The 20,638-nt window shown below is 36.4% G+C and carries 17 protein-coding genes and 1 tRNA gene; 11 read left to right on the top strand and 7 right to left on the bottom strand.

The window, feature by feature from the left end; translation table 11 throughout:
• Positions 1-41 precede the first annotated feature (41 nt).
• On the top strand, positions 42-1,259 hold the full coding sequence (locus HCO57_RS06835; RefSeq protein WP_167988395.1) for a response regulator: 1,218 nt from the start codon (positions 42-44) through the stop codon (positions 1,257-1,259).
• A 76-nt stretch (positions 1,260-1,335) separates the two neighbouring features.
• Positions 1,336-2,199, top strand: a complete 864-nt coding sequence (gene rfbD / locus HCO57_RS06830) for a dTDP-4-dehydrorhamnose reductase (protein ID WP_167988394.1) — start codon at positions 1,336-1,338, stop codon at positions 2,197-2,199.
• Here rfbD and HCO57_RS06825 read toward each other — a convergent pair.
• Positions 2,196-3,296 (bottom strand): DUF4407 domain-containing protein, encoded by a 1,101-nt coding sequence (locus HCO57_RS06825; protein ID WP_167988393.1) that lies wholly within the window; start codon positions 3,294-3,296, stop codon positions 2,196-2,198. The two genes, rfbD and HCO57_RS06825, sit on opposite strands and share 4 nt — an antisense overlap.
• 270 nt (positions 3,297-3,566) lie before the next feature.
• Between HCO57_RS06825 and HCO57_RS06820 the strand changes: the two genes are divergently transcribed.
• Positions 3,567-3,716 (top strand): hypothetical protein, encoded by a 150-nt coding sequence (locus HCO57_RS06820; RefSeq protein ID WP_167988392.1) that lies wholly within the window; start codon positions 3,567-3,569, stop codon positions 3,714-3,716.
• A 170-nt stretch (positions 3,717-3,886) separates the two neighbouring features.
• Here HCO57_RS06820 and HCO57_RS06815 read toward each other — a convergent pair whose 3' ends face one another.
• Positions 3,887-5,278, bottom strand: a complete 1,392-nt coding sequence (locus tag HCO57_RS06815) for a dipeptidase (protein ID WP_167988391.1) — start codon at positions 5,276-5,278, stop codon at positions 3,887-3,889.
• A gap of 100 nt (positions 5,279-5,378) precedes the next feature.
• Between HCO57_RS06815 and HCO57_RS06810 the strand changes: the two genes are divergently transcribed.
• Positions 5,379-5,460, top strand: a tRNA-Leu gene (locus tag HCO57_RS06810).
• Positions 5,461-5,600: 140 nt separating this feature from the next.
• Here the strand turns inward: HCO57_RS06810 and HCO57_RS06805 are convergent.
• The 3 genes from HCO57_RS06805 to HCO57_RS06795 form a co-directional block, all read right to left on the bottom strand.
• Positions 5,601-7,757, bottom strand: coding sequence for a T9SS type A sorting domain-containing protein (locus HCO57_RS06805; RefSeq protein WP_167988390.1), 2,157 nt, complete (start codon positions 7,755-7,757; stop codon positions 5,601-5,603).
• A 149-nt stretch (positions 7,758-7,906) separates the two neighbouring features.
• Complete coding sequence (locus tag HCO57_RS06800; RefSeq protein ID WP_167988389.1) at positions 7,907-8,395, bottom strand: GyrI-like domain-containing protein; 489 nt, start codon at positions 8,393-8,395, stop codon at positions 7,907-7,909.
• A gap of 134 nt (positions 8,396-8,529) precedes the next feature.
• Positions 8,530-9,042 carry a VOC family protein gene (locus tag HCO57_RS06795; protein ID WP_167988388.1) on the bottom strand — a complete coding sequence of 171 codons (513 nt, stop codon included), beginning with the start codon at positions 9,040-9,042 and terminating at the stop codon, positions 8,530-8,532.
• Between the two features lie 153 nt (positions 9,043-9,195).
• Between HCO57_RS06795 and HCO57_RS06790 the strand changes: the two genes are divergently transcribed.
• Complete coding sequence (locus HCO57_RS06790) at positions 9,196-9,471, top strand: winged helix-turn-helix transcriptional regulator (protein WP_136949420.1); 276 nt, start codon at positions 9,196-9,198, stop codon at positions 9,469-9,471.
• Positions 9,472-9,806: 335 nt separating this feature from the next.
• Here HCO57_RS06790 and HCO57_RS06785 read toward each other — a convergent pair whose 3' ends face one another.
• Both HCO57_RS06785 and HCO57_RS06780 read right to left on the bottom strand, forming a co-directional pair.
• Complete coding sequence (locus tag HCO57_RS06785; protein ID WP_167988387.1) at positions 9,807-11,186, bottom strand: sugar porter family MFS transporter; 1,380 nt, start codon at positions 11,184-11,186, stop codon at positions 9,807-9,809.
• Between the two features lie 34 nt (positions 11,187-11,220).
• Positions 11,221-12,456 carry a 3-deoxy-D-manno-octulosonic acid transferase gene (locus tag HCO57_RS06780; RefSeq protein ID WP_167988386.1) on the bottom strand — a complete coding sequence of 412 codons (1,236 nt, stop codon included), beginning with the start codon at positions 12,454-12,456 and terminating at the stop codon, positions 11,221-11,223.
• A 91-nt stretch (positions 12,457-12,547) separates the two neighbouring features.
• Here HCO57_RS06780 and HCO57_RS06775 point away from each other — a divergent pair, with 91 nt between their 5' ends.
• The 6 genes from HCO57_RS06775 (at position 12,548) to odhB (ending at position 20,638) form a co-directional block, all read left to right on the top strand.
• Entirely contained in the window at positions 12,548-13,705 is a 1,158-nt protein-coding gene (locus tag HCO57_RS06775) for a DegT/DnrJ/EryC1/StrS family aminotransferase (protein WP_167988385.1), read from the top strand.
• Positions 13,705-14,727 carry a UDP-glucose 4-epimerase GalE gene (gene galE, locus HCO57_RS06770; RefSeq protein WP_167988384.1) on the top strand — a complete coding sequence of 341 codons (1,023 nt, stop codon included), beginning with the start codon at positions 13,705-13,707 and terminating at the stop codon, positions 14,725-14,727. Before HCO57_RS06775 ends, galE begins: the two co-directional genes overlap by 1 nt.
• Positions 14,728-14,817: 90 nt before the next feature.
• Complete coding sequence (locus tag HCO57_RS06765; RefSeq protein ID WP_167988383.1) at positions 14,818-16,101, top strand: metal-dependent hydrolase family protein; 1,284 nt, start codon at positions 14,818-14,820, stop codon at positions 16,099-16,101.
• A 21-nt stretch (positions 16,102-16,122) separates the two neighbouring features.
• Positions 16,123-16,479: a hypothetical protein gene (locus tag HCO57_RS06760; RefSeq protein ID WP_167988382.1), complete on the top strand. Its 357-nt coding sequence runs from the start codon at positions 16,123-16,125 to the stop codon at positions 16,477-16,479.
• A 119-nt stretch (positions 16,480-16,598) separates the two neighbouring features.
• Complete coding sequence (locus HCO57_RS06755) at positions 16,599-19,394, top strand: 2-oxoglutarate dehydrogenase E1 component (protein ID WP_167988381.1); 2,796 nt, start codon at positions 16,599-16,601, stop codon at positions 19,392-19,394.
• Positions 19,395-19,420: 26 nt separating this feature from the next.
• A complete protein-coding gene (gene odhB, locus HCO57_RS06750) occupies positions 19,421-20,638 on the top strand; it encodes a 2-oxoglutarate dehydrogenase complex dihydrolipoyllysine-residue succinyltransferase (protein WP_136949428.1) in 1,218 nt (405 codons plus the stop codon).

Here is a 20,638-nt window from a genome sequence, read left to right as displayed (position 1 = left end):
CCAATATTAACTGGGGATAACCCGCTACTAAAAAAAATACTATGAAAATATTAGCAATAGATGATCAGCAGTTAATCTTAATGTCTTTACAAAAAAGACTACAAGAGATTGGCTATACCGTAGAAATTGCAGACAACGGTATTACTGGTAAGGAGAAGTTTGAAAGCTTTAATCCAGATTTGGTAATTGTAGATATAAACATGCCAGAGGTTAACGGTCTAGAAGTGGTAAAACACATTAGGAATACAAAAGAATCTGCAATACCAATTATGGTTCTTTCTGGAAATACCGATGAAGAAACCATTTTGGATGGCTATGATTTAGGTATTAGCGATTATATGAAAAAGCCCGTGAGTTTAAATGAGGTGGCTGCTCGTGTTAAAAATTTAATTGGTCTTCCAGAAAAAGCAATGGAAACTAAAAGAAATAGCAATGACACCCAAATGTTGCAGGAGTATGTTGTGGGGGTTGTCATTCCTTGTTATAATGAGGAAGAGCGCTTGCTGAGTGATGAGTTTCAATCCTTTGTAAAACAAAACTTAGGCTATCATTTGTGCTTTGTAAATGACGGTAGTAAGGATAATACATTAGAAGTTTTACATAAACTAAGAAAAGGGCACGAAGACCATATTAGTGTATATGATTGTCCGCAAAATGGAGGTAAAGCAGAAGCGGTTCGTCTGGGGACACTGCACTTAGCACAAGACCCACAACTAGATTATATTGGCTATTTAGATGCCGATTTATCTACGGATTTTAAAGACTTTGACGATTTGGTGCAGACCATTAAAAAATCTAATTACAAAATTGTAAGTGGTTCTAGAATGGCAAGAATGGGGGCAGATATCAATAAGGAATCTGCTAGAGCAATTATCAGTAAAACCATCAATTTTTTAATTAGATCTATTCTTAGAATGCCGTTTAATGATACCCAATGTGGCGCTAAGATTATGGATAAAGAAATTGCGCAACTGGTATTTAGTAAGCCATTTTTAACACGTTGGTTGTTTGATGTTGAGATATTTAAGCGCATGAGCAATACATATGGCAGAAAAGAAGCAGTTGCTATGATTTGTGAACAACCATTAAAAAGATGGATACATGCAGATGGTTCTAAACTGTCCTTTAAAGATTCTTTAAAGATTGTTTTTCAACTGGGGCAGATTGCTATGCATTACAATATAGGTAAAGGCAAAAAAAAAGCATCTAAACCTGTAAACACGGTAAGCAAACCTACCACAGTTACACCAGTTTCTTAGGTGGTGCTATACTAATTAGACAACCCTAATCGTTAATAACAAACAAAGTAATTTGATAAAAAACTACTCTTAGCATATGAGAATTTTAGTTACAGGAGCGTCCGGGCAATTAGGGCAGACCATTAAAACAATGGCTGAGAATTATCCAAGTTTTGATTTTGATTTTAAGTCATCCAAACAGTTGGATATTACCAATGAGGCTGCTGTGGCAGAACAACTGCAAAAGGGTAAATACGATTACTGCATAAATTGTGCAGCATATACACACGTAGATAAAGCGGAACAAGATAACGTGCAAGCTAGAAATGTAAATAGTAATGGACCTAAATACTTGGCTATTTATTGTGCGCAAAATAAGACTACACTTTTTCATGTTTCTACAGATTTTGTTTTTGATGGATTCTTAAATGAGCCTTACAGAGAGCAAGATATTGCTAGACCTATTGGTTTCTACGGAGATACCAAGTACAAAGGAGAACGCCATATTGCAGAGAATCTAAAAGAGCATTTTATTTTTAGAACATCTTGGTTATACTCAGAACATGGTCACAATTTTCTAAAAACCATGATGAAGTTAGGTAAGGAGAAAGAAGAACTAGCTATAGTGTATGATCAAGTAGGTACACCTACGTATACGGCAGACCTAGTAGAGGTAATGCTACATATTATGGAATTAGGTAGTGATGCTTACGGAATATACCATTATAGCAATGAAGGTATTGCTAGCTGGTATGATTTTGCTAAGGAAATTTTTGAGCTGAATAATATGGCTATACGTGTTAAGCCAATATTATCTGCTGCCTACCCAACCCCTGCCAAAAGACCTAAATATAGTGTTTTAGATAAGGCAAAGGTTAAAGGCACTTTTGGTATCACTATTCCGTATTGGAAAGACAGTTTGAAGAAAGCAATAGCTGCTGCACAAGCAGCCAGCGTTTAAAGTCCTTTAGTCTGTACTTTATGAAAAGAATCGGCTTGCAATTTCAATAATTCCTCTGCCTTTTTCTTTTTGTATTCGTATACTTCTTTTTCTGATTTTAAATCGTTATAAATTTCTTTGTTTAATTCTTGGTCTGTGGATACTACCAGTTGTCTTTGCGTAACTTTTTGATTAATCCAACTACTTACTATAGTCTCATTTTCCTCTAGTCTAAAGTCATACTCTCCTTTAGAAGCTATTAATTTATTAATAATTGGTGCTGTTTCTATGGTCAAGAAGAGTAGAAAAATAAAGAAAGAAGGTATCCAAGGCAATTGTTTCATTGCATCTATGCGAGCCATCAATCCATCAAAACGGTCAATAATGGGTTGAGCATTTTCTACAGCGGAATTATACTCCAATTTTAACGCCGCTATTTGAGCATCTAATGCTTCAATTTTTTCTCGATTACTAATTTTAAGTTGTTGTAGTTCCGCTAAGGCAGCATCATGTTTATCTCGTTTTTCTTGATAAACAGGGCCTTTACCCAGTAAACCTGTGCCAGCTTTACCTTCTGCTTCTGCAATGTAAGTAGCATACAATGCGTTGGTTTCTTCCTCTTTTGTTATTATTTCATTTTTTAATTGCTGTACGTCTTGTTCTAAAGCTTCAACCTTAGGAGTGTACTGTAAGGCAAGTTGTTCTTGGTTGGCAAGTGTCAGGGTATTTTTTTCTTGTAAGAGAACTTGGTCTATTTCTTTCTCAAAAATCTTTAATTCTAATGGTTTAGAAATGACTATGGCTATGATTACTGCTAAAACAAGTCTAGGTAAGGCTTGCCAGAATTGATGTGCAGTGCTACCACTTTTTTTAATGGTAGATACAATGTATCTGTCCAAATTAAAAATGAGGAGCCCCCATACAAGTCCAAAGAGTAATGCAATGTAAATAGAATCAAAAACAGTATATAGTGCGTAGCTACTAGCTATAAAAGCCATTAGTGCGGTGAAAAATACAGTAGCCCCAATACCAGCGTATTTAGTACGCTCTCCTTGTGAGCATTGAGAAAGTATATCCGTATCTGCCCCAGAGCAGCGGATAAAAAATTGATTTAACATAATAGTGTTCGTTTTTTGATGATTTCTATTAGAACGGAATCCATAGGGCTTTGTTACAAACTACGTCTTAAATAAAAGCTAAAGTTGTAGTTGTAATGCAAGGAAGTCCGATTAAAGTATACTGATACTTAGGAGGTTATTTTTTTCAAAATAGGCTAAACTATACTAAACTACCGTTTGTCGATAGTAAATGGAATTCTGCACTTCATCGAAAAAAATACTTTTAGCCTTGCAGTACATTTGGAATATCAATAACAAACAAGAGTACAGATGAGAGCTATAAAAAATACAACTACGGAAAATAAAAAATACAGTGGAATGGTCATATTTAAAGCAAACGAAAAAGAATTTAGTATTTGCGATGTAGAGTTGACAGATTCCGAATTGTTAATAAACGTATATAAGCCTATTGCATGCTAAGCATTTGAGAGTGGTACATTCCCCCAAGTCTGTTCCCCCAAGTCTTTAAAAGTACCATTAACAGTGGAGGCCATTAGATAAGTCATTTTCTTAGAGTTTTTTGGTGTAGTGTTTCTAAGAAAGTGGATGTAAAACATCTCGACTTATTCCAATGGCCTCTTTATGTTTACTTAGCCTTGAGCAAGTTCTGTGTAATACTTATAGAAATATGGTATGGTTTCTATTCCTTTTAAGTAATTCCAAATACCAAAATGTTCGTTAGGGGAGTGTATTGCATCTGAGTCAAGCCCAAAACCCATCAAAATAATTTTACTTTCTAATATTTGCTCAAACAAGGCTACAATTGGTATACTACCACCGCCACGTTCTGGAATTGCAGTTTTGCCAAATGTAGTCTCATAAGCCTTAGCAGCAGCTTGGTAGCCAATATTATCTATGGGTGTTACATAAGGTAAACCACCATGGTGCGGGCTAACTTTTACCTTAACACCTTTAGGAGCAATTTTGGTAAAATGGTCCATGAACAATTGGGTAATCTCATCGGGGTCCTGGTCTGGTACTAAACGCATACTTATTTTAGCATAAGCTTTGCTCGCAATAACTGTTTTTGCACCTTCTCCTGTATAACCACCCCAAATGCCGTTAACATCTAATGTTGGTCTAATAGAATAGCGTTCTGCCGTTGAGTACCCTTTTTCTCCATAAACATCTTCTATATCCAATGCTTTTTTATAAGCGTCTAAATCAAAAGGAGCTTCTGCCATTAGTGCACGGTCAGCATCAGATAGTTCTTCTACTTTATCATAAAAACCTGGTATAGTGATACGATTGTTTTCATCATGTAAAGACGCAATCATTTTGGCTAGAATGTTGATAGGGTTTGGTACGGCACCACCATAAATGCCAGAATGTAAATCTCTATTGGGTCCTGTGACTTCTACTTCTACATAGCTTAATCCACGTAACCCGGTGGTTATAGATGGCACATCATTAGATATCATACCAGTATCAGAGATTAAAATGACATCGTTTTTAAGTTTGTCCCTATTCTCTTTTAAAAAATCCTCTAAACTATCACTTCCTACTTCTTCCTCGCCTTCTATCATAAATTTTACGTTACAAGGCAGAACATTCTCTTTAATCATAAATTCTACAGCCTTAACATGCATGTACATCTGTCCTTTATCATCACATGCGCCACGGGCAAATATGGCTCCATCTGGGTGCAATTCCGTTTTTTTAATGACAGGTTCAAAAGGCGGGGAATCCCATAGGTTCATAGGATCTGGTGGCTGAACATCATAATGCCCGTAAACCAAAACCGTAGGTAATTTAGGGTCTATAATTTTTTCGCCGTATACCACAGGATATCCTTTGGTTTCGCAAATTTCTGTGGTAGTACAACCAGCTTCTTTTAATGATTTTTCTACCAGTTTAGCAGTTTCTATAACGTCTTGAGAAAAAGCAGTGTCTGCACTTATAGATGGTATTTTTAGTAAATCTACAAGCTCAGTAACGAATCTTTCTTTATTAGATTCAATGTAGTTTTTAATCTGTTCCATGTATCAATTAATCTTAGCTAAAAGTACTAAAAAGAACTTTTTCTTGCTCTAATGTTTTACAATTGAAATTTTGAAGTATATTTGCATCCCGATTTGAACTGCGGATGTGGTGGAATTGGTAGACACGCTAGACTTAGGATCTAGTGCCGCAAGGCGTGGGGGTTCGACTCCCTTCATCCGCACTTAGTAAAAACCCTTCAATATTTTGAAGGGTTTTTTTGTGGCTATTATTTTGGTTACAAACAATTGGCTATGTAAATAAAACAAAAGCTCCAAAGATATTCTTGGAGCTTTTGTTTAATCGGTATAAAAATTAGGTTTTTTATTTTTTAACAAAAGGAATGGTTTTAGTACCATCTTTACTGTATAAAGTGATGTAATATACGCCGGCATCTTTCAACTTTTCAGAAGCTATATGTATTGTTTTTGAGTTAGAAACTGTTTCTCCTTTACTAACTTGTATTCCTGCAGTATTTACAATACTGTAAAAAACTTTGCCAGGGATTATAGAATCGCTACTGATATCAAAAGATGACGATATTACTGGATTTGGATATATTTTAGCTTTAGATACATTATTCTCACCTGACAACCTTATAGAAAAATTGATTGTTTTATTTTTCAAAAGGTTACCTTTTCCACTTTTTTGTGAAAATAGATTGGCTTCTAATGAATATGCACCATCATTTAAAGTTCCATTTAAATAATTACCATTAATATCACCGAATAGAGCAAATGGTTTAACACTTTCAGTCCTATTATAAATTTGTTTTCCTCTTAATTTAAAAATTACACTTTTTACGTTTAGTTGATTGGTTTCTAATCTAATACTTAAATTATCTTTAGAAGATGTCTCAATTATGGCGCCATTATTTATTTCTTGAATGTCCTGATTTGTAGCGGTGTTAACAAGATAAAACTTAGAGGAAATATCGGTATTGTCGTTATCGGTTGGATTATTGGGAGTACTATCTTGATTTTCTCCTTCAATAATAGTAAATATTCTATTCAAAGATATGTTTTGCCCATTGTTTAAAGTAACTGTAGTTGTGATGCTATAATTACCTATAGGAAATTCTTTTCCTTGAATGTCTACCCCAATATCTCCAAATAAAGAGAATGGAGCTGATCCTTCGGTAGTAGAACGATTTATTGGTCCCTCTAACGTTAAACTGGCCTGTTTGGCGTTGGATGGAGTGTTTACTATAATTCCAAATTTTGGAGCTAGATTTTTATTAAAAATATCACCATTCTGCACTGTACTTAATTGTTCGTCGGTTTCGGAATTAAGTAAAACAAAGCTAATATCTGTATTTTCATCGTCAATAATTGGCGTGGAAGCATCGTCTTCATCCTCTCCAGACTCGTTTAAATCGGAGGAAGCATTATATGATATTTTAAAATTTAGAGTTTTGGAAACTTCAGGGTTTGAAATTTTTAAAGTGTAATTTCCTGAAGGAAAGATTTTTCCTTCTATGTTAGCACCGATATCTCCAAAAAGGGAATATGGGGTTACACCTTCTGTTCTCTCAGAATTAATAGTACCGGAGAGTTTCATGTTAATACTACCTGCATTAGTTGGGTTAGTTATAGCTACTATTCCTATGGGTGTATTGTTTAGAGAGCCAAGATTTATATTATCTCCATCTTCAATATTCTGAATTATAGAATTATTATCCGCGTTTATCAACTGTATCTTACTAATTTTAATTGTTGTGGGTGTATCTGTAGAAGAACCATCATCAATTGTATCGCTATTAGGATTATTATCATTATTATTTTCTGAACTACAATTGGTTTGATTTCGATTTAGGGCTGTAGCATTTGATTCTGAATAATTAGATTCCTTATACAAAACCATTCTATTAATAAAATGACCATTTGATCTTGCAGAAACCTGAATGGTATAAATACCTGCAGAGGTGAATTCAGCATAAATTTTATGAGCGTCATTATCACTAGTAAAAGAAGTCCAGTTGAATTTCGATGCTCCACCGCTGTTGTAAACTTTCATCCATCCATTGTTGGAGCTTCCATTAACAACAGAATTAGATTTTTTAAATTTACCTCCTCTTGGATATTTTATAGAGCTACCTTTCTGAGCGAAAAAATCATAAGCATCTGGGAATTTTAACCATGAATCATTATGCTCGGTACCATTTGATCCGATTCCAACTTTGTTATGCCACTGAAATCTATAAACACCTGGGTTATTAATTTTTACTTTATAACTAATTAGGCCATTTCCAGGAGAGCTAAAAGAATCATTGCCTCTCCAAGCTAAATATGAATTGCCTGTGAAACCCGAAATGTTGTTTTCTTTTTTCCAATTTGAAGGGATTTGATTCCCTAATTCCATTTCAAGAATGGCTATACCATTTTTTTCCTCAAAATTAGCCCCGTTGCATTGTGCAATCAAAGAACAAGGAAAAATAGAAATTAACGCAAGAATACAATAAATAATAATCTTTGTTTTCATAAGGTGTATTTTTATAGTTAAATAATTAAAAATTAGTGTCTTATCGGGGAGGCAAATATAATTGATTTTAAAATCACAAAATCTCCGAGTAGATGTTTTTTGTGTTAATTCTATTTGCCATTTTATAATCTCTCCTATGAATAGATTTACTATTTTATTGGTATCCAAATTTCTTCTTCGGAGTCCAGGTATTTATTTTTATAGTTTTCTCCCAATACCTCAAAATGAGGTCTGTGGTCCAATATATAAGGTGATTTTGGCAACCATTCTGTAAAAATATATTGAAATATAAGGGGGTTGCTACTAGAGCCTTTGTATTTAAACACTGCATATAACCCTTGTGGTATGGTATAGCACTCTAAACCTTCTGGTAAATAATCGTGAGTTGAGACTGGAATAAGCGCCCATTTGGTAAAAACACTATTAGGATTAAATTGTTTAAAATAATGTATTGGATATTCTTGTAAGGAGATTTTATAATTGGCAGATATATTTTTAATTTCTTTTATTCTAGGGCCAAGAGTAGCCCATAATAATCCTGTGGTATTGTTTGCAACACTCATTTCCATATGGAGACCTACCAGCTGTTGTTCAGGAAAAGTTTCTATTGTAGGATTTGGATAAGAAGTTGTATTCATTTTCTAGTATAAGATGCAAATATTGAAAATTAATCGGTGTTAATAGTATAAACAATAAGAGCGACAAATATTTGCCGCTCTTATGTAAGGTATTTAAAAACACGTATTTATTTAGATTATATTTTTTTGCAAGATTAACCCGTATACGCACCAGAAGAGTACGTAAGTTCATAACTATGGGTGTAAATTTCAAAAACAACACCAAATGGGTCTTCTACATAACACATTTTATAGGGTTTGTCATTTGGGTAATACTCCCTAATGGGCATGCGTTGTCTACCGCCATAGGCAACAATTTTTGCAATTAAGACTTCAATGTTGGGGTCCTGCACACAAAAATGAAACAAGCCTGGGTTAAAAGGGTTAAACTCTGGTTTTATATCTGGTGTTTCAGGAAAAGAAAATAATTCAATCCCAATACCATCAGAAGTAGCTAAGTGGGCTATCTCAAAAGAGTTCCAATCCTCTCCAAATACATCTATACACATTTTACCAATTGCAGTTTCTTTTTCGTTTTTAACCTCGCTCGGTGGCATAATTACATACCAGCCCATTACTTCTTGGTAAAATTCAACTGCAGCAGAAATATCGGGTACAGTAATACCTATATGAGAAAAAGTTCGTGGATATGTTTTTTGTTCTTTCATCTTGTCTAATTTTGCAACAAAGCTCTTAATTAGTAGCTTGTTAAACAATAACTTACTTTTTTAGTTGTTAAGTTACTATAAGAGTAAATAGCATAAAATCAAATAGATATAATTTTGCCTTTAGATAAAATTTATTGTCCTCTTAACAAAACAATGGAAGTTATTGGAACCAAGTGGAAACCTTTACTGCTTTTTCATTTATTAGAGAATCCGTTGCGTTCTGGTATTTTACAATCTAAAATACCTGCTATTTCTAACAAAATGTTTACTCAAAGTTTACGGGAGCTAGAACGAGATAACATGGTATACAGAAAGGTTTTTCCAGAAGTTCCTCCCCGAGTGGAGTATGGATTAACTAAAAAAGGGCAAACCCTTAAGAGCATACTTTTGGCTTTAGATGCTTGGGGGAAAACTATGCATGAAGAGTGAATGTAAGAATAGTAGTGCATTAAAAAGCCTCCATTTCGGAGGCTTGTTTTGTCATTTAGTAGTTAGCTCAAAAGTGTAACCCCAAGGCATCAAAAACGCCAAAGATATCGCATACTATGCAAACGGGGATGGCTATTAAAATACCAATTAATGTAATAACCATTAATCGGAGAAAGCCAGATAAAAAGCTAAATCCTACAGTTGTGTTCTCTGCCATAATGCTGATTATTTCCTTTCAAGATAGCATATAATGCATCAAAAAGGCCTAAAAATCAATCAAATACTCGACAAAAAGAGCGTTTTTAGATGCAAAAAGCATAATTTTTAGACAATATTTATTTTTTACGTCCTAGTCTTTGTGCCAAATCTTCTAAAGAAACACCCTTAGTTTCTGGCATCAAAAAAGTCGTAAAAATTAATTGTAAAATCATCATACCTGCAAAAAAGTAAAAGATAGGATAGGGATTGTCTTTAAATATACCAATTTCACTGTCTAAGAAAGAGGGAGTAAGTAATGTAATTAGCGCTGCAAAGACCCAATGTGTACCTGTGCCCCAAGACTGTCCGTAAGAACGAACACTATTGGGGAAAATTTCTGATATAAAAACCCAAATAACGGCTCCTTGGCCTACTGCGTGAGAAGCGATAAAAACTAATATAAATACAAGAAGGAGTTCTGAACTTAGTGCAGCCTTAAAACAATAGCCTACCATAGCCAGACTAATAATGTAGCCTATAGAGCCAATGTACATTAATTGCTTGCGTCCTAATTTGTCTATAAGAGCTAAGCCTACAAAAGTGAATATGAGATTAATAATGCCAATAGAAATAGAACTAAATAAAGAAGTTTCTGAGGCTAGGCCAGCTTTTTCTAAAATTTCTGGAGCATAATACAAGACAAAGTTAATTCCGGATAATTGATTAAAAAATGCAATTAAGAATGCTAAAAGTAAAGGTTTATTGTATTTGCCAGAAAACAATTTGTCTTTTTGTTGTAGTGTAGTTTGTGCCATAGCAGTCTTAATCTCAACAATCTTTGTTTCTGCTTCTAAAGAAGGTACACCAAGTGATGCTAAGCTTTTTGACACCATTGCGTGAGAATGATTTTTAAGTAAAAGCCACCTTGGGCTATTGGGTATTTTAGCAACCATGATTGTGTAGATTAAGGCAGGTAGTCCTTCTATGCCTAGCATCCATCTCCACGCTGTGCTTTCATTAAAAAAGGTGCCGATAAGATAATTGCTGATAAAAGCGATGAGAATACCAAAAACGATATTAAATTGATACATAGCAGTTAATCTACCACGATTATTAGCAGAAGATATTTCAGAAATATAGATGGGTGCAGCCACAGAAGAAGCACCTACCCCGACACCACCGATAAACCTGAAAAAAGAAAAACTATAGGCTTCTGGTGCAAATGCGGAACCTACGGCCGATAAAAAATAAAGAATGCCAATCCAGAATAATGTTTTTTTACGCCCCAGACGGTCTGTGGGGATACCACCAAAGAGAGATCCTAAAACGGTTCCCCATAATGCCATGGACATGATAAAAATGCCATGAAATGTAAATATAGAATCGCCTAAAAACCAATTGGTGTTCCAGAGTTCTTTTATAGGCTGGTTGGCACCGCTAATTACAACGGTATCAAAGCCAAAAAGAAAACCAGCCAAGGCGGCAGTCATAGAAATGCGTAGAATTTTTTTGTCCATCAGTTTAGTGAGTTTGTTTTAAAACTACTAAAATTTACAACAGTCCTTTAAGATGGTTCATTACTTTTTCTGTAGCGCCTCTTTGATTTTGTATGTAAGATGCATTGAGCTCACCTAAACGTTTTTGCTCTTGTTCTTGTGTTTGTAGTTGACTCAATTTATCATTTAATTCTCCTTGGTTGTTAATAGATAAAATACCTCCTTTTTTAACTAAAGCTTTGGCTTCAATAAAATCCACATAATCAGGCCCAATTAAGACTGGAATTCCAAATACAGCAGGTTCTAATGTATTGTGTAGACCCGTGCCAAAAGCACCGCCAACATAGGCAATCGTGGCATAACTATATACTTTGGTAAGTAGTCCAATAGTGTCTAAGATTACAACTTTGGCTTTGGATACATCCGTATTTTTAAGATTAGAATATTTTACGGTCGGTACCTTTAGTTGCTCCTCAATTTTAGAAATATGTGCAGGTTTTAATGTGTGTGGAGCTAAAACATATTTGTAATCAGAAGTATCTTTATTTATAAATGTTGTTAGTAGTTCTTCATCTGGTGGCCAAGTGCTGCCTGCTACAATACAAGGGTGGTCTTGCAAAAAGGCATCCATAAAAGAAAGTGTTGTGTCGCTTTCTAATATCTGGGTAACTCTATCAAATCTAGAATCTCCACCAACGGTAACATTAGTGATGCCGATAGACGCCAATAGGTTTTTAGAATTTTCGTCTTGTACGTAGTAATAGTCAAACTTTTTTAAGGCATTTTTTAAAAATCCGCCATACCATTTAAAGTACACTTGGCGTTCAGAAAAAATGCCAGAGACCAGCAAAGTGGGTATGTCAGATTTTTTAAGTGCTGTCATTAAATTAGGCCATACTTCATACTTTACAAAAAGAACGGCTTTTGGTTGAATTAGCCGAAGTATTTTTCTTGTATTGGCTCTTGTGTCTAAAGGTAAATAGGCAACTACATCTGCTGGGGTTTTGTCTTTTTTTACTTCATAACCAGATGGGGAAAAAAAGGTGAGTAATATTTTGTAATTGGGATATGTTTTTTTTAGAGCTTCTAAAATAGGGAGCCCCTGTTCGTATTCGCCCAAAGATGCAGCATGCATCCACAACACATCATCGTTCTTATTTAGACCTGCCTTAATGCGATTAAAACTTTCCTTTCTTCCAGCTACAAACAGTTTTATTTTAGGATTGAAAAGTGCAATAAGCTTTAAAAGAAAGCCAATGACAATTAAGATGCCGTTATAAACTATACTCACTTATTTTAGTTTGTGCTAAAATACATTTCTTTACAGCAATTGCTGTGCGTACCACACTTAATTTGCTACTTTTGAACCATAATTCAGCAACATGCGTAAAATACAAATGGTAGACCTGCAGGGTCAGTATGAAGGGATTAAGGGGCAGGTAAATAGCGCAATAGAAGAGGTATTGCAAACATCTGCCTATATCAATGGACCTCAGGTTCATGCGTTTCAAAAAGAGTTAGAAGAATATTTAGGAGTAAAGCATGTAATACCATGTGCAAATGGTACAGACGCCTTGCAAATTGCTATGATGGGTCTTGGTCTTAGGCCTGGTGATGAGGTTATTACTGCAGATTTTACCTTTGCAGCTACCGTAGAGGTTGTTGCGCTTTTGGGTTTAACACCTGTTTTGGTAGATGTTGAGCCAGATTCCTTTAACATAGACCCTAATGCTATTAGAAAAGCTATTACACCAAAAACTAAAGCTATAGTTCCTGTGCATTTGTTTGGCCAGTGTGCTAATATGGAGGAGATTATGGCTATTGCAGCGGAGCATGATTTGTTTGTGATAGAAGATAATGCCCAAGCTATTGGTGCTAATTATTTTTATGAGGATGGTCGCAAGGCAAAAAGTGGCACTATTGGTCATGTAGCTTCCACCTCTTTCTTTCCATCTAAGAATTTAGGTTGTTATGGTGATGGAGGTGCTATATTTACGAATGATGACCAGCTGGCGCATACACTAAGGGGTGTGGTAAACCATGGAATGTATCAACGTTATCATCATGATGTAGTAGGGGTTAATTCTAGATTAGATTCTATACAAGCTGGGGTTTTGCGCGCTAAGTTGCCTAATTTAGATACATACAATAGAAAAAGACAGGTTGCTGCAGCTAAATATGATGCCGCTTTTGCAGGGCAAGAGCATATAATAACGCCTTATAAAAAGACCAATTGCAGTGGTGCTTGTGAGCAATGTACCTGCCATGTATTTCATCAATATACATTAAAGATTACCAATGGTAAAAGAGATGCATTGGTGCAACATTTAAATGAAAATAGCGTTCCTTGTGGAGTGTATTATCCTATTCCATTGCATCAGCAAAAAGCATACGTGGATAGTAGGTTTCAAGAAGAAGATTTTGTGGTGACGAACCAATTGGTTCAAGAAGTGATTTCCCTACCCATGCATACGGAACTGGATAATGAGCAAATAAATTTTATTACAGATTTAGTCATCAACTTTGTAAATAAACAATAATGGGTAAAAGAATTTTGGTAACCGGGGGTTTAGGCTTCATCGGTTCCCACACCGTAGTAGAACTACAAAATGAAGGTTTTGAGGTGGTTATCGTAGATAACCTTTCTAATTCTTCGGAAAAAGTACTAGAAGGTATCACGGCAATTACAGGAAAAGAGCCAGCTTTTGAAAAATTTGACCTTCGCGACAAAGAAAAAGTACAAGAATTTTTTCAAAAATATGACGATGTCAATGGAGTAATCCATTTTGCAGCATCTAAAGCAGTTGGTGAGAGCGTAGAGTTGCCTTTGTTGTACTATGAGAATAATTTGGGTGTACTCACTTATATGCTTCAAGAATTGACTAAAAAAGGAGCTGCAAATTTTATTTTTAGTTCTTCCTGTACTGTTTATGGGCAAGCAGATGTTATGCCAATTACAGAATCTGCTCCCGTAAAAGCTGCAGAATCACCATACGGTAACACTAAGCAAGTTGGGGAAGAAATTATTAGAGATACGTGTAAAGTAAATCCGCAACTAAATGCTATCGCTTTGCGCTATTTTAATCCTATTGGGGCCCATCCGTCTGTAGAAATAGGAGAATTGCCTTTAGGAGTGCCGCAAAATTTAGTGCCGTTTATTACACAGACGGGTATTGGTATGCGTGAGCAGCTATCCGTTTTTGGGGACGATTACCCTACGCCAGATGGTACTTGTATTAGGGATTACATTCATGTAGTAGATTTAGCAAAAGCACATGTGGCTGCTTTACAGCGTTTGGTAGATGAAAAAAATGATAGCAATTACGAAGTATTTAACCTAGGAACAGGTACCGGTAGCTCTGTATTAGAGGTAATACAAAGTTTTGAACGTGTTTCTGGGGAAAAATTGAATTACAGAATTGCTCCGCGTAGAGAGGGCGATGTAATCCAAGCTTACGCAGATACCAAAAAAGCTAATGAAGTTTTGGGTTGGTCTGCAAAGTCTACCCTAGATGATGCTATGAAATCTGCATGGGAATGGGAGAAAAAAGTACGGTCTTAGTGCTTTTAAGACTTAAATGATAGTAAAAGAGGGCATAGCCCTCTTTTTTTGTACCTTTTTGCCATTAAATAACTAACGAAACTAATTAAAATGAAACAAACTACTTTTTTCAGTATCGCCCTATTCATGCTAATATTTCAAGGAGTTTCGGCGCAAGATACCTACCTGCAGTGTGGAACGATTATGGATGTGGAAACCGGTAAGTTTTTAAAAGAAAAGACAATAGTTGTTTCTGAAAATAAGATTAAATCCATAGTAGACGGATACGTTCAAGGAGAAGTTGCGGATCAAGTCATCAATCTAAAGACTAAGACAGTTATGCCTGGGTTCATAGATATGCACGTGCATATAGAAAGTGAATCTAGTCCTACAACCTACATAGATAGGTATACAAAGAACGATGTGGATGTGGCGTTTCAATCCACAGTATACGCAAAGAAAACCTTGATGGCAGGTTTTACAACAGTCCGCGATTTAGGCGGTAGTGGGGTGAATATCGCTTTAAGAAAAGCAATTGATAATGGACTTGTAGTAGGGCCTAGAATTTTTACTGCAGGTGAGGCAATTGCTACTACAGGTGGGCATGCGGACCCAACTAATGGTATGAAATGGGACCAAATGGGCGACCCAGGACCTAAAGAAGGCGTGGTAAACTCACCAGAAGAAGGTAAAAAGGCAGTGAGGCAGCGCTACAAAGAGGGGGCGGATGTAATTAAAATTACAGCAACTGGCGGGGTTTTAAGTGTGGCCAAAAGCGGGCAGAATCCACAGTTTATGATAGACGAGATTAAAGCAATTACAGATACGGCTAAAGATTATGGGATGCTCACAGCGGCACATGCACATGGAGATGAAGGAATGCAACGCGCCATTTTAGGTGGAATCAAGACCATTGAGCATGGCACTTTAATGAGTGAGGAAACTATGGAGCTAATGAAAAAATATGATACCTACTTGGTGCCAACTATAACCGCGGGAAAAGAAGTTACGGAGAACGCAAAAAAGCCTGGTTATTTTCCGCCGGTTGTAGCTAAAAAGGCGAGTGAAATCGGACCTAAAATTCAAGCCATGTTTGCCAAGGCCTACAAAAGGGGAGTGCCTATTGCTTTTGGTACAGATGCAGGGGTTTTTAATCATGGTGAAAATGCGAGGGAATTTGTTTACATGGTAGAAGCTGGTATGCCAGTAACAAAAGCTATTTATGCTGCTACAGTAACTAACGCGACTTTGTTAGGTAAGGCAACAGAATTAGGGCAATTAAAAGAAGGTTTTATTGCAGATATTGTGGCAACAGATAAAAATCCGATAGACCAAGTAGAGACGTTAAAGTCGGTTTCTTTTGTGATGAAAAACGGAAAAGTATATAAAAACTAAGGCTACTCTAGCGCTTATTTTGTGGACATAGAAGGGAAAAGTGGGGTAGAGGTGCTGCAACTAGCAAGGGGCAAAGGATGGTATCCTGCTTTGGTGCAGCAACTGCAAAAAGATTTTGGGTTGGCTAGAATTGATTTTAAGGCGAACGAAGAAATGTCTGTGAAATCATTAAAAAGATTGGTTAAGGAAAAAGTCTTTTTTTTATTGATGGAAGATTATCCATCATTACTCAATTTATTATACGTTATGGATATAGAGGAGCGTAAGTTGCAGGAAATCAAGGCGCAAGGCGTAGTAGAAGTTGCAGATGAAATTTCTGATGTGTTGTTAAGGCGAATGTTTAAAAAGATTTGGTTACGAAAAAAATATTCAACATAATGATGGATTTTTGATATTTATGAAAAAATTAAAATAACGGCAGCGGTAATCGTGTGTTAGGTTTGCCAATTATTGTATTTTTGTCATAATTTTTACGAAAGAACTCGGGAAATCTCAAAATGGACAAATATTCCTTTTTAAATGCTGCGCATACTGCTTTTTTTGCGGAGCTTTACGATAAATACGTTTCCAATCCAGATAGTGTAGAACCAAGTTGGCGAGCCTTTTTTCAAGGCTTCGATTTTGGTATGGAAAGTGCACTAGAAGATTTGGATATACAAACAAGTACAGATGGGGTTTCTGCTATTGTTAATGGCAGAACCATGCAAGTGCCTCAATCGCTTCAGAAAGAATTTCAAGTTATTCGCCTCATAGACGGTTACCGTTCTCGTGGTCACTTGTTTACAAAAACAAATCCGGTTAGGGAAAGAAGAAAGTACGAGCCTACTTTGGCATTAGAAAACTTTGGGTTGTCTAATGCAGACTTAGATACGGTTTTTGATGCCGGTAGCATCTTAGGTATTGGTCCCAGTGCTTTAAAAGATATTGTTGGGCACTTAGAACGTATCTACTGTGATGCTATTGGTGTGGAATACATGTACATCCGTACACCAGAACGTATACAGTGGATACAAGACTGGTTAAATGTAAATGACAATCATCCTAAATTCTCTGCAGATCAAAAGAAAAGTATTCTTAGAAAGCTGAATCAGGCAATATCTTTTGAGAATTTTTTACATACTAAATATGTAGGCCAGAAACGTTTTTCTCTAGAAGGTGGAGAATCGTTAATACCAGCTTTGGATGTCATTATAGAAAAAGCTGCAGACGCTGGTGTTAAGCAGTTTGTAATGGGTATGGCTCACCGTGGTAGATTAAATGTGTTAACAAATATTTTTGGTAAGTCGCCAAAGGATATTTTTAGTGAATTTGATGGCAAAGATTATGAAGAAGCCATTTTTGACGGTGATGTAAAATACCACTTGGGTTGGACTTCTAGAAGGGAGACAGATACCGGTAAGGTGGTAAATATGAATATTGCTCCAAACCCATCGCACTTAGAGACGGTGAACAGCGTAGTGGAGGGAATTACTAGAGCAAAACAAGACAAAGACCATAAAGAAAATGCTTCAGAGGTGTTGCCAATTTTGGTGCATGGTGATGCGGCTTTCGCAGGTCAAGGTGTGGTGTATGAAACCATACAAATGGCAAAACTAGATGGGTATGCTACCGCAGGTACCATTCATATTGTGGTGAACAATCAAATAGGTTTTACTACAAATTATTTAGATGCTCGTTCATCTACCTATTGTACAGATGTTGCTAAAGTAACGTTATCGCCAGTATTGCATGTTAATGCAGATGATGTAGAGGCTGTGGTGCATGCAGCTACCTTTGCCTTGGAATATCGTATGCGTTACAAGAGAGATATTTTCTTAGACTTGTTAGGATATAGAAAATACGGACATAATGAAGGCGATGAGCCTAAATTTACGCAACCATTATTGTATAAAGCAATATCTAAGCACGACAATCCTAGAGATATTTACGCTGCTAAATTATTGGCAGAGGGTGTTATAGACGAGGACTATGTTAAGGGCTTAGAAGAAGAATATAAAAAGAGTCTAGAAGAAGACCTATTAGATTCTCGTAAAATAGAGAAAACTGTAATCACTCCTTTTATGCAAGATGAGTGGGAAGGTTTTCAACGTGTAACTGAGAATGAAATGCTTTCCAAGTACGATACTACGTATAGTTTGGAAAAGATGGATGCTTTGGCAACGGTAATTACACAACTGCCCACAGATAAAAAGTTCTTGCGTAAGATTGTGAGATTAATAGAAGGTCGCAAGAAAATGTACTTTGAAGATAATAAGTTAGACTGGGCCATGGGAGAACTTTTGGCATATGCTTCCTTATTAGAAGAAGGGTACGATGTGCGGATGACCGGTCAAGATGTAGAAAGGGGTACTTTTTCTCACAGGCATGCGGTTGTTAAAACAGAAATGCACGAAGAAGAAGTGGTCTTGTTGAATGAGCTAGGAGAGCATCAAAACGGACATCTAGACATATATAATTCCCTTTTATCAGAATATGCAGTGATGGGCTTTGATTATGGTTACGCCATGGCAAGTCCAAAAACTTTGACCATTTGGGAGGCGCAGTTTGGAGACTTTAGTAATGGTGCTCAAATTGTTATTGATCAGTATTTATCTGCTGCAGAAGACAAATGGAAAATGCAAAACGGATTGGTTTTGTTATTGCCGCACGGTTACGAGGGGCAAGGAGCAGAGCATTCTTCTGCACGTATGGAAAGGTACTTGCAATTATGTGCTAAGGATAATATGTATGTGGCAGATGTTACCACGCCAGCTAACCTGTTTCATCTGTTTAGAAGACAAATGAAGGTAGGGTTTAGAAAGCCATTAGTTGTATTTACCCCAAAAAGTTTGTTAAGGCATCCTAAGGTGGTTTCTACTAAGGAAGAATTAGCAAACGGAACGTTCCAAGAATTGATAGATGATCAAGAGGTGCAGGCTAAAAACGTTAAGTCTCTAGTGTTCTGTACGGGTAAATTCTATTATGATTTGTTAGCTAAGCGCGAAGAGTTGGATAGAACTGACGTCGCATTAGTGAGATTAGAGCAATTATTCCCATTGCCAGCTACACAAATTCGTGAAGTCTTAGCAAAATATAAAGATGCAGAAGAAGTGGTTTGGGCGCAAGAAGAACCAAGAAACATGGGGGCTTGGGGTCATTTATTGATGCATTTAGATGAAGCTAAATCATTCAGAGTAGCTTCTAGAAGGTTCTATGGTGCCCCCGCAGCAGGTAGTTCTGTACGCTCGCACAGAAGACATGCAGAGGTGATAGACTACGTGTTCGATAAAACAAAAGATAATTTCAATAGGTAGAAAAGACAATATAAAGTAGCATAATTATGATTCTAGAAATGAAAGTTCCGTCTCCTGGAGAGTCCATTACAGAGGTAGAAATTGCCGAGTGGTTGGTAGAAGACGGAGATTATGTGGAAAAAGACCAAGCTATAGCAGAAGTGGATTCTGATAAGGCAACCTTAGAATTGCCAGCAGAAGAAAGTGGTATTATTACCCTTAAAGCAGAGGTTGGTGATGCTGTAGCGGTAGGAGAAGTAGTATGTTTAATAGATACTAGTGCAGCCAAGCCAGAAGGTGGCGATGCAGCTCCTAAAAAAGAAGAGAAAAAAGAAGAAGCTCCAAAGGCCGAAGCGCCTAAAAAAGAAGAACCGAAGCAAGAAACCTATGCTACGGGTACTGCTTCTCCTGCGGCAAAGAAAATTTTGAACGAAAAAGGCATTGCTGCTAATGAAATTAAAGGTTCTGGTAGAGATGGTAGAATTACCAAAGAAGATGCTCTGAATGCAAAGCCTTCTATGGGTACACCTTCTGGTGGCAGTAGAGGAGAAACCCGTTCTAAACTTTCTATGTTAAGAAGAAAAGTAGCAGAACGTTTGGTTTCTGTGAAGAACGAAACGGCTATGCTGACTACTTTTAACGAAGTAGATATGACTCCAATTTTTGACTTGCGTAAGCAATACAAAGAGGAGTTCAAGAGCAAGCATGGCGTAGGTTTAGGATTTATGTCTTTCTTTACCTTAGCTTGTGTGCGTGCACTTAAGATGTATCCGGCAGTAAATTCTATGATAGATGGTAAGGAAATGATTTCTTATGATTTCTGTGATGTAAGTATTGCGGTTTCTGGTCCAAAAGGATTAATGGTGCCTGTAATTCGTAATGCAGAGAACTTAACTTTTAGAGGGGTGGAATCAGAAGTTAAACGCTTAGCAATACGTGCAAGAGAAGGAGAGATTACTGTAGATGAAATGACTGGTGGTACGTTTACAATTACAAATGGGGGAGTGTTTGGTTCTATGCTATCTACACCAATAATTAATCCACCTCAAAGTGCAATCTTAGGGATGCATAATATTGTAGAAAGACCTATTGTTAGAGATGGTGGTATTGCAATTGCTCCAATTATGTATGTGGCACTATCTTACGACCATAGAATTATAGATGGTAAAGAATCTGTTGGTTTCTTAGTAGCTGTTAAAGAAGCATTAGAAAATCCTGCAGAACTATTAATGGATAATAATGTGAAAAAAGCGTTAGAGTTATAA

The organism is Croceivirga sp. JEA036, from assembly GCF_011882165.1.
GTDB lineage: Bacteria > Bacteroidota > Bacteroidia > Flavobacteriales > Flavobacteriaceae > Croceivirga.
Note: the sequence above shows the minus strand (reverse complement) of the source record. Positions and strands in the feature narration are given on the sequence as shown.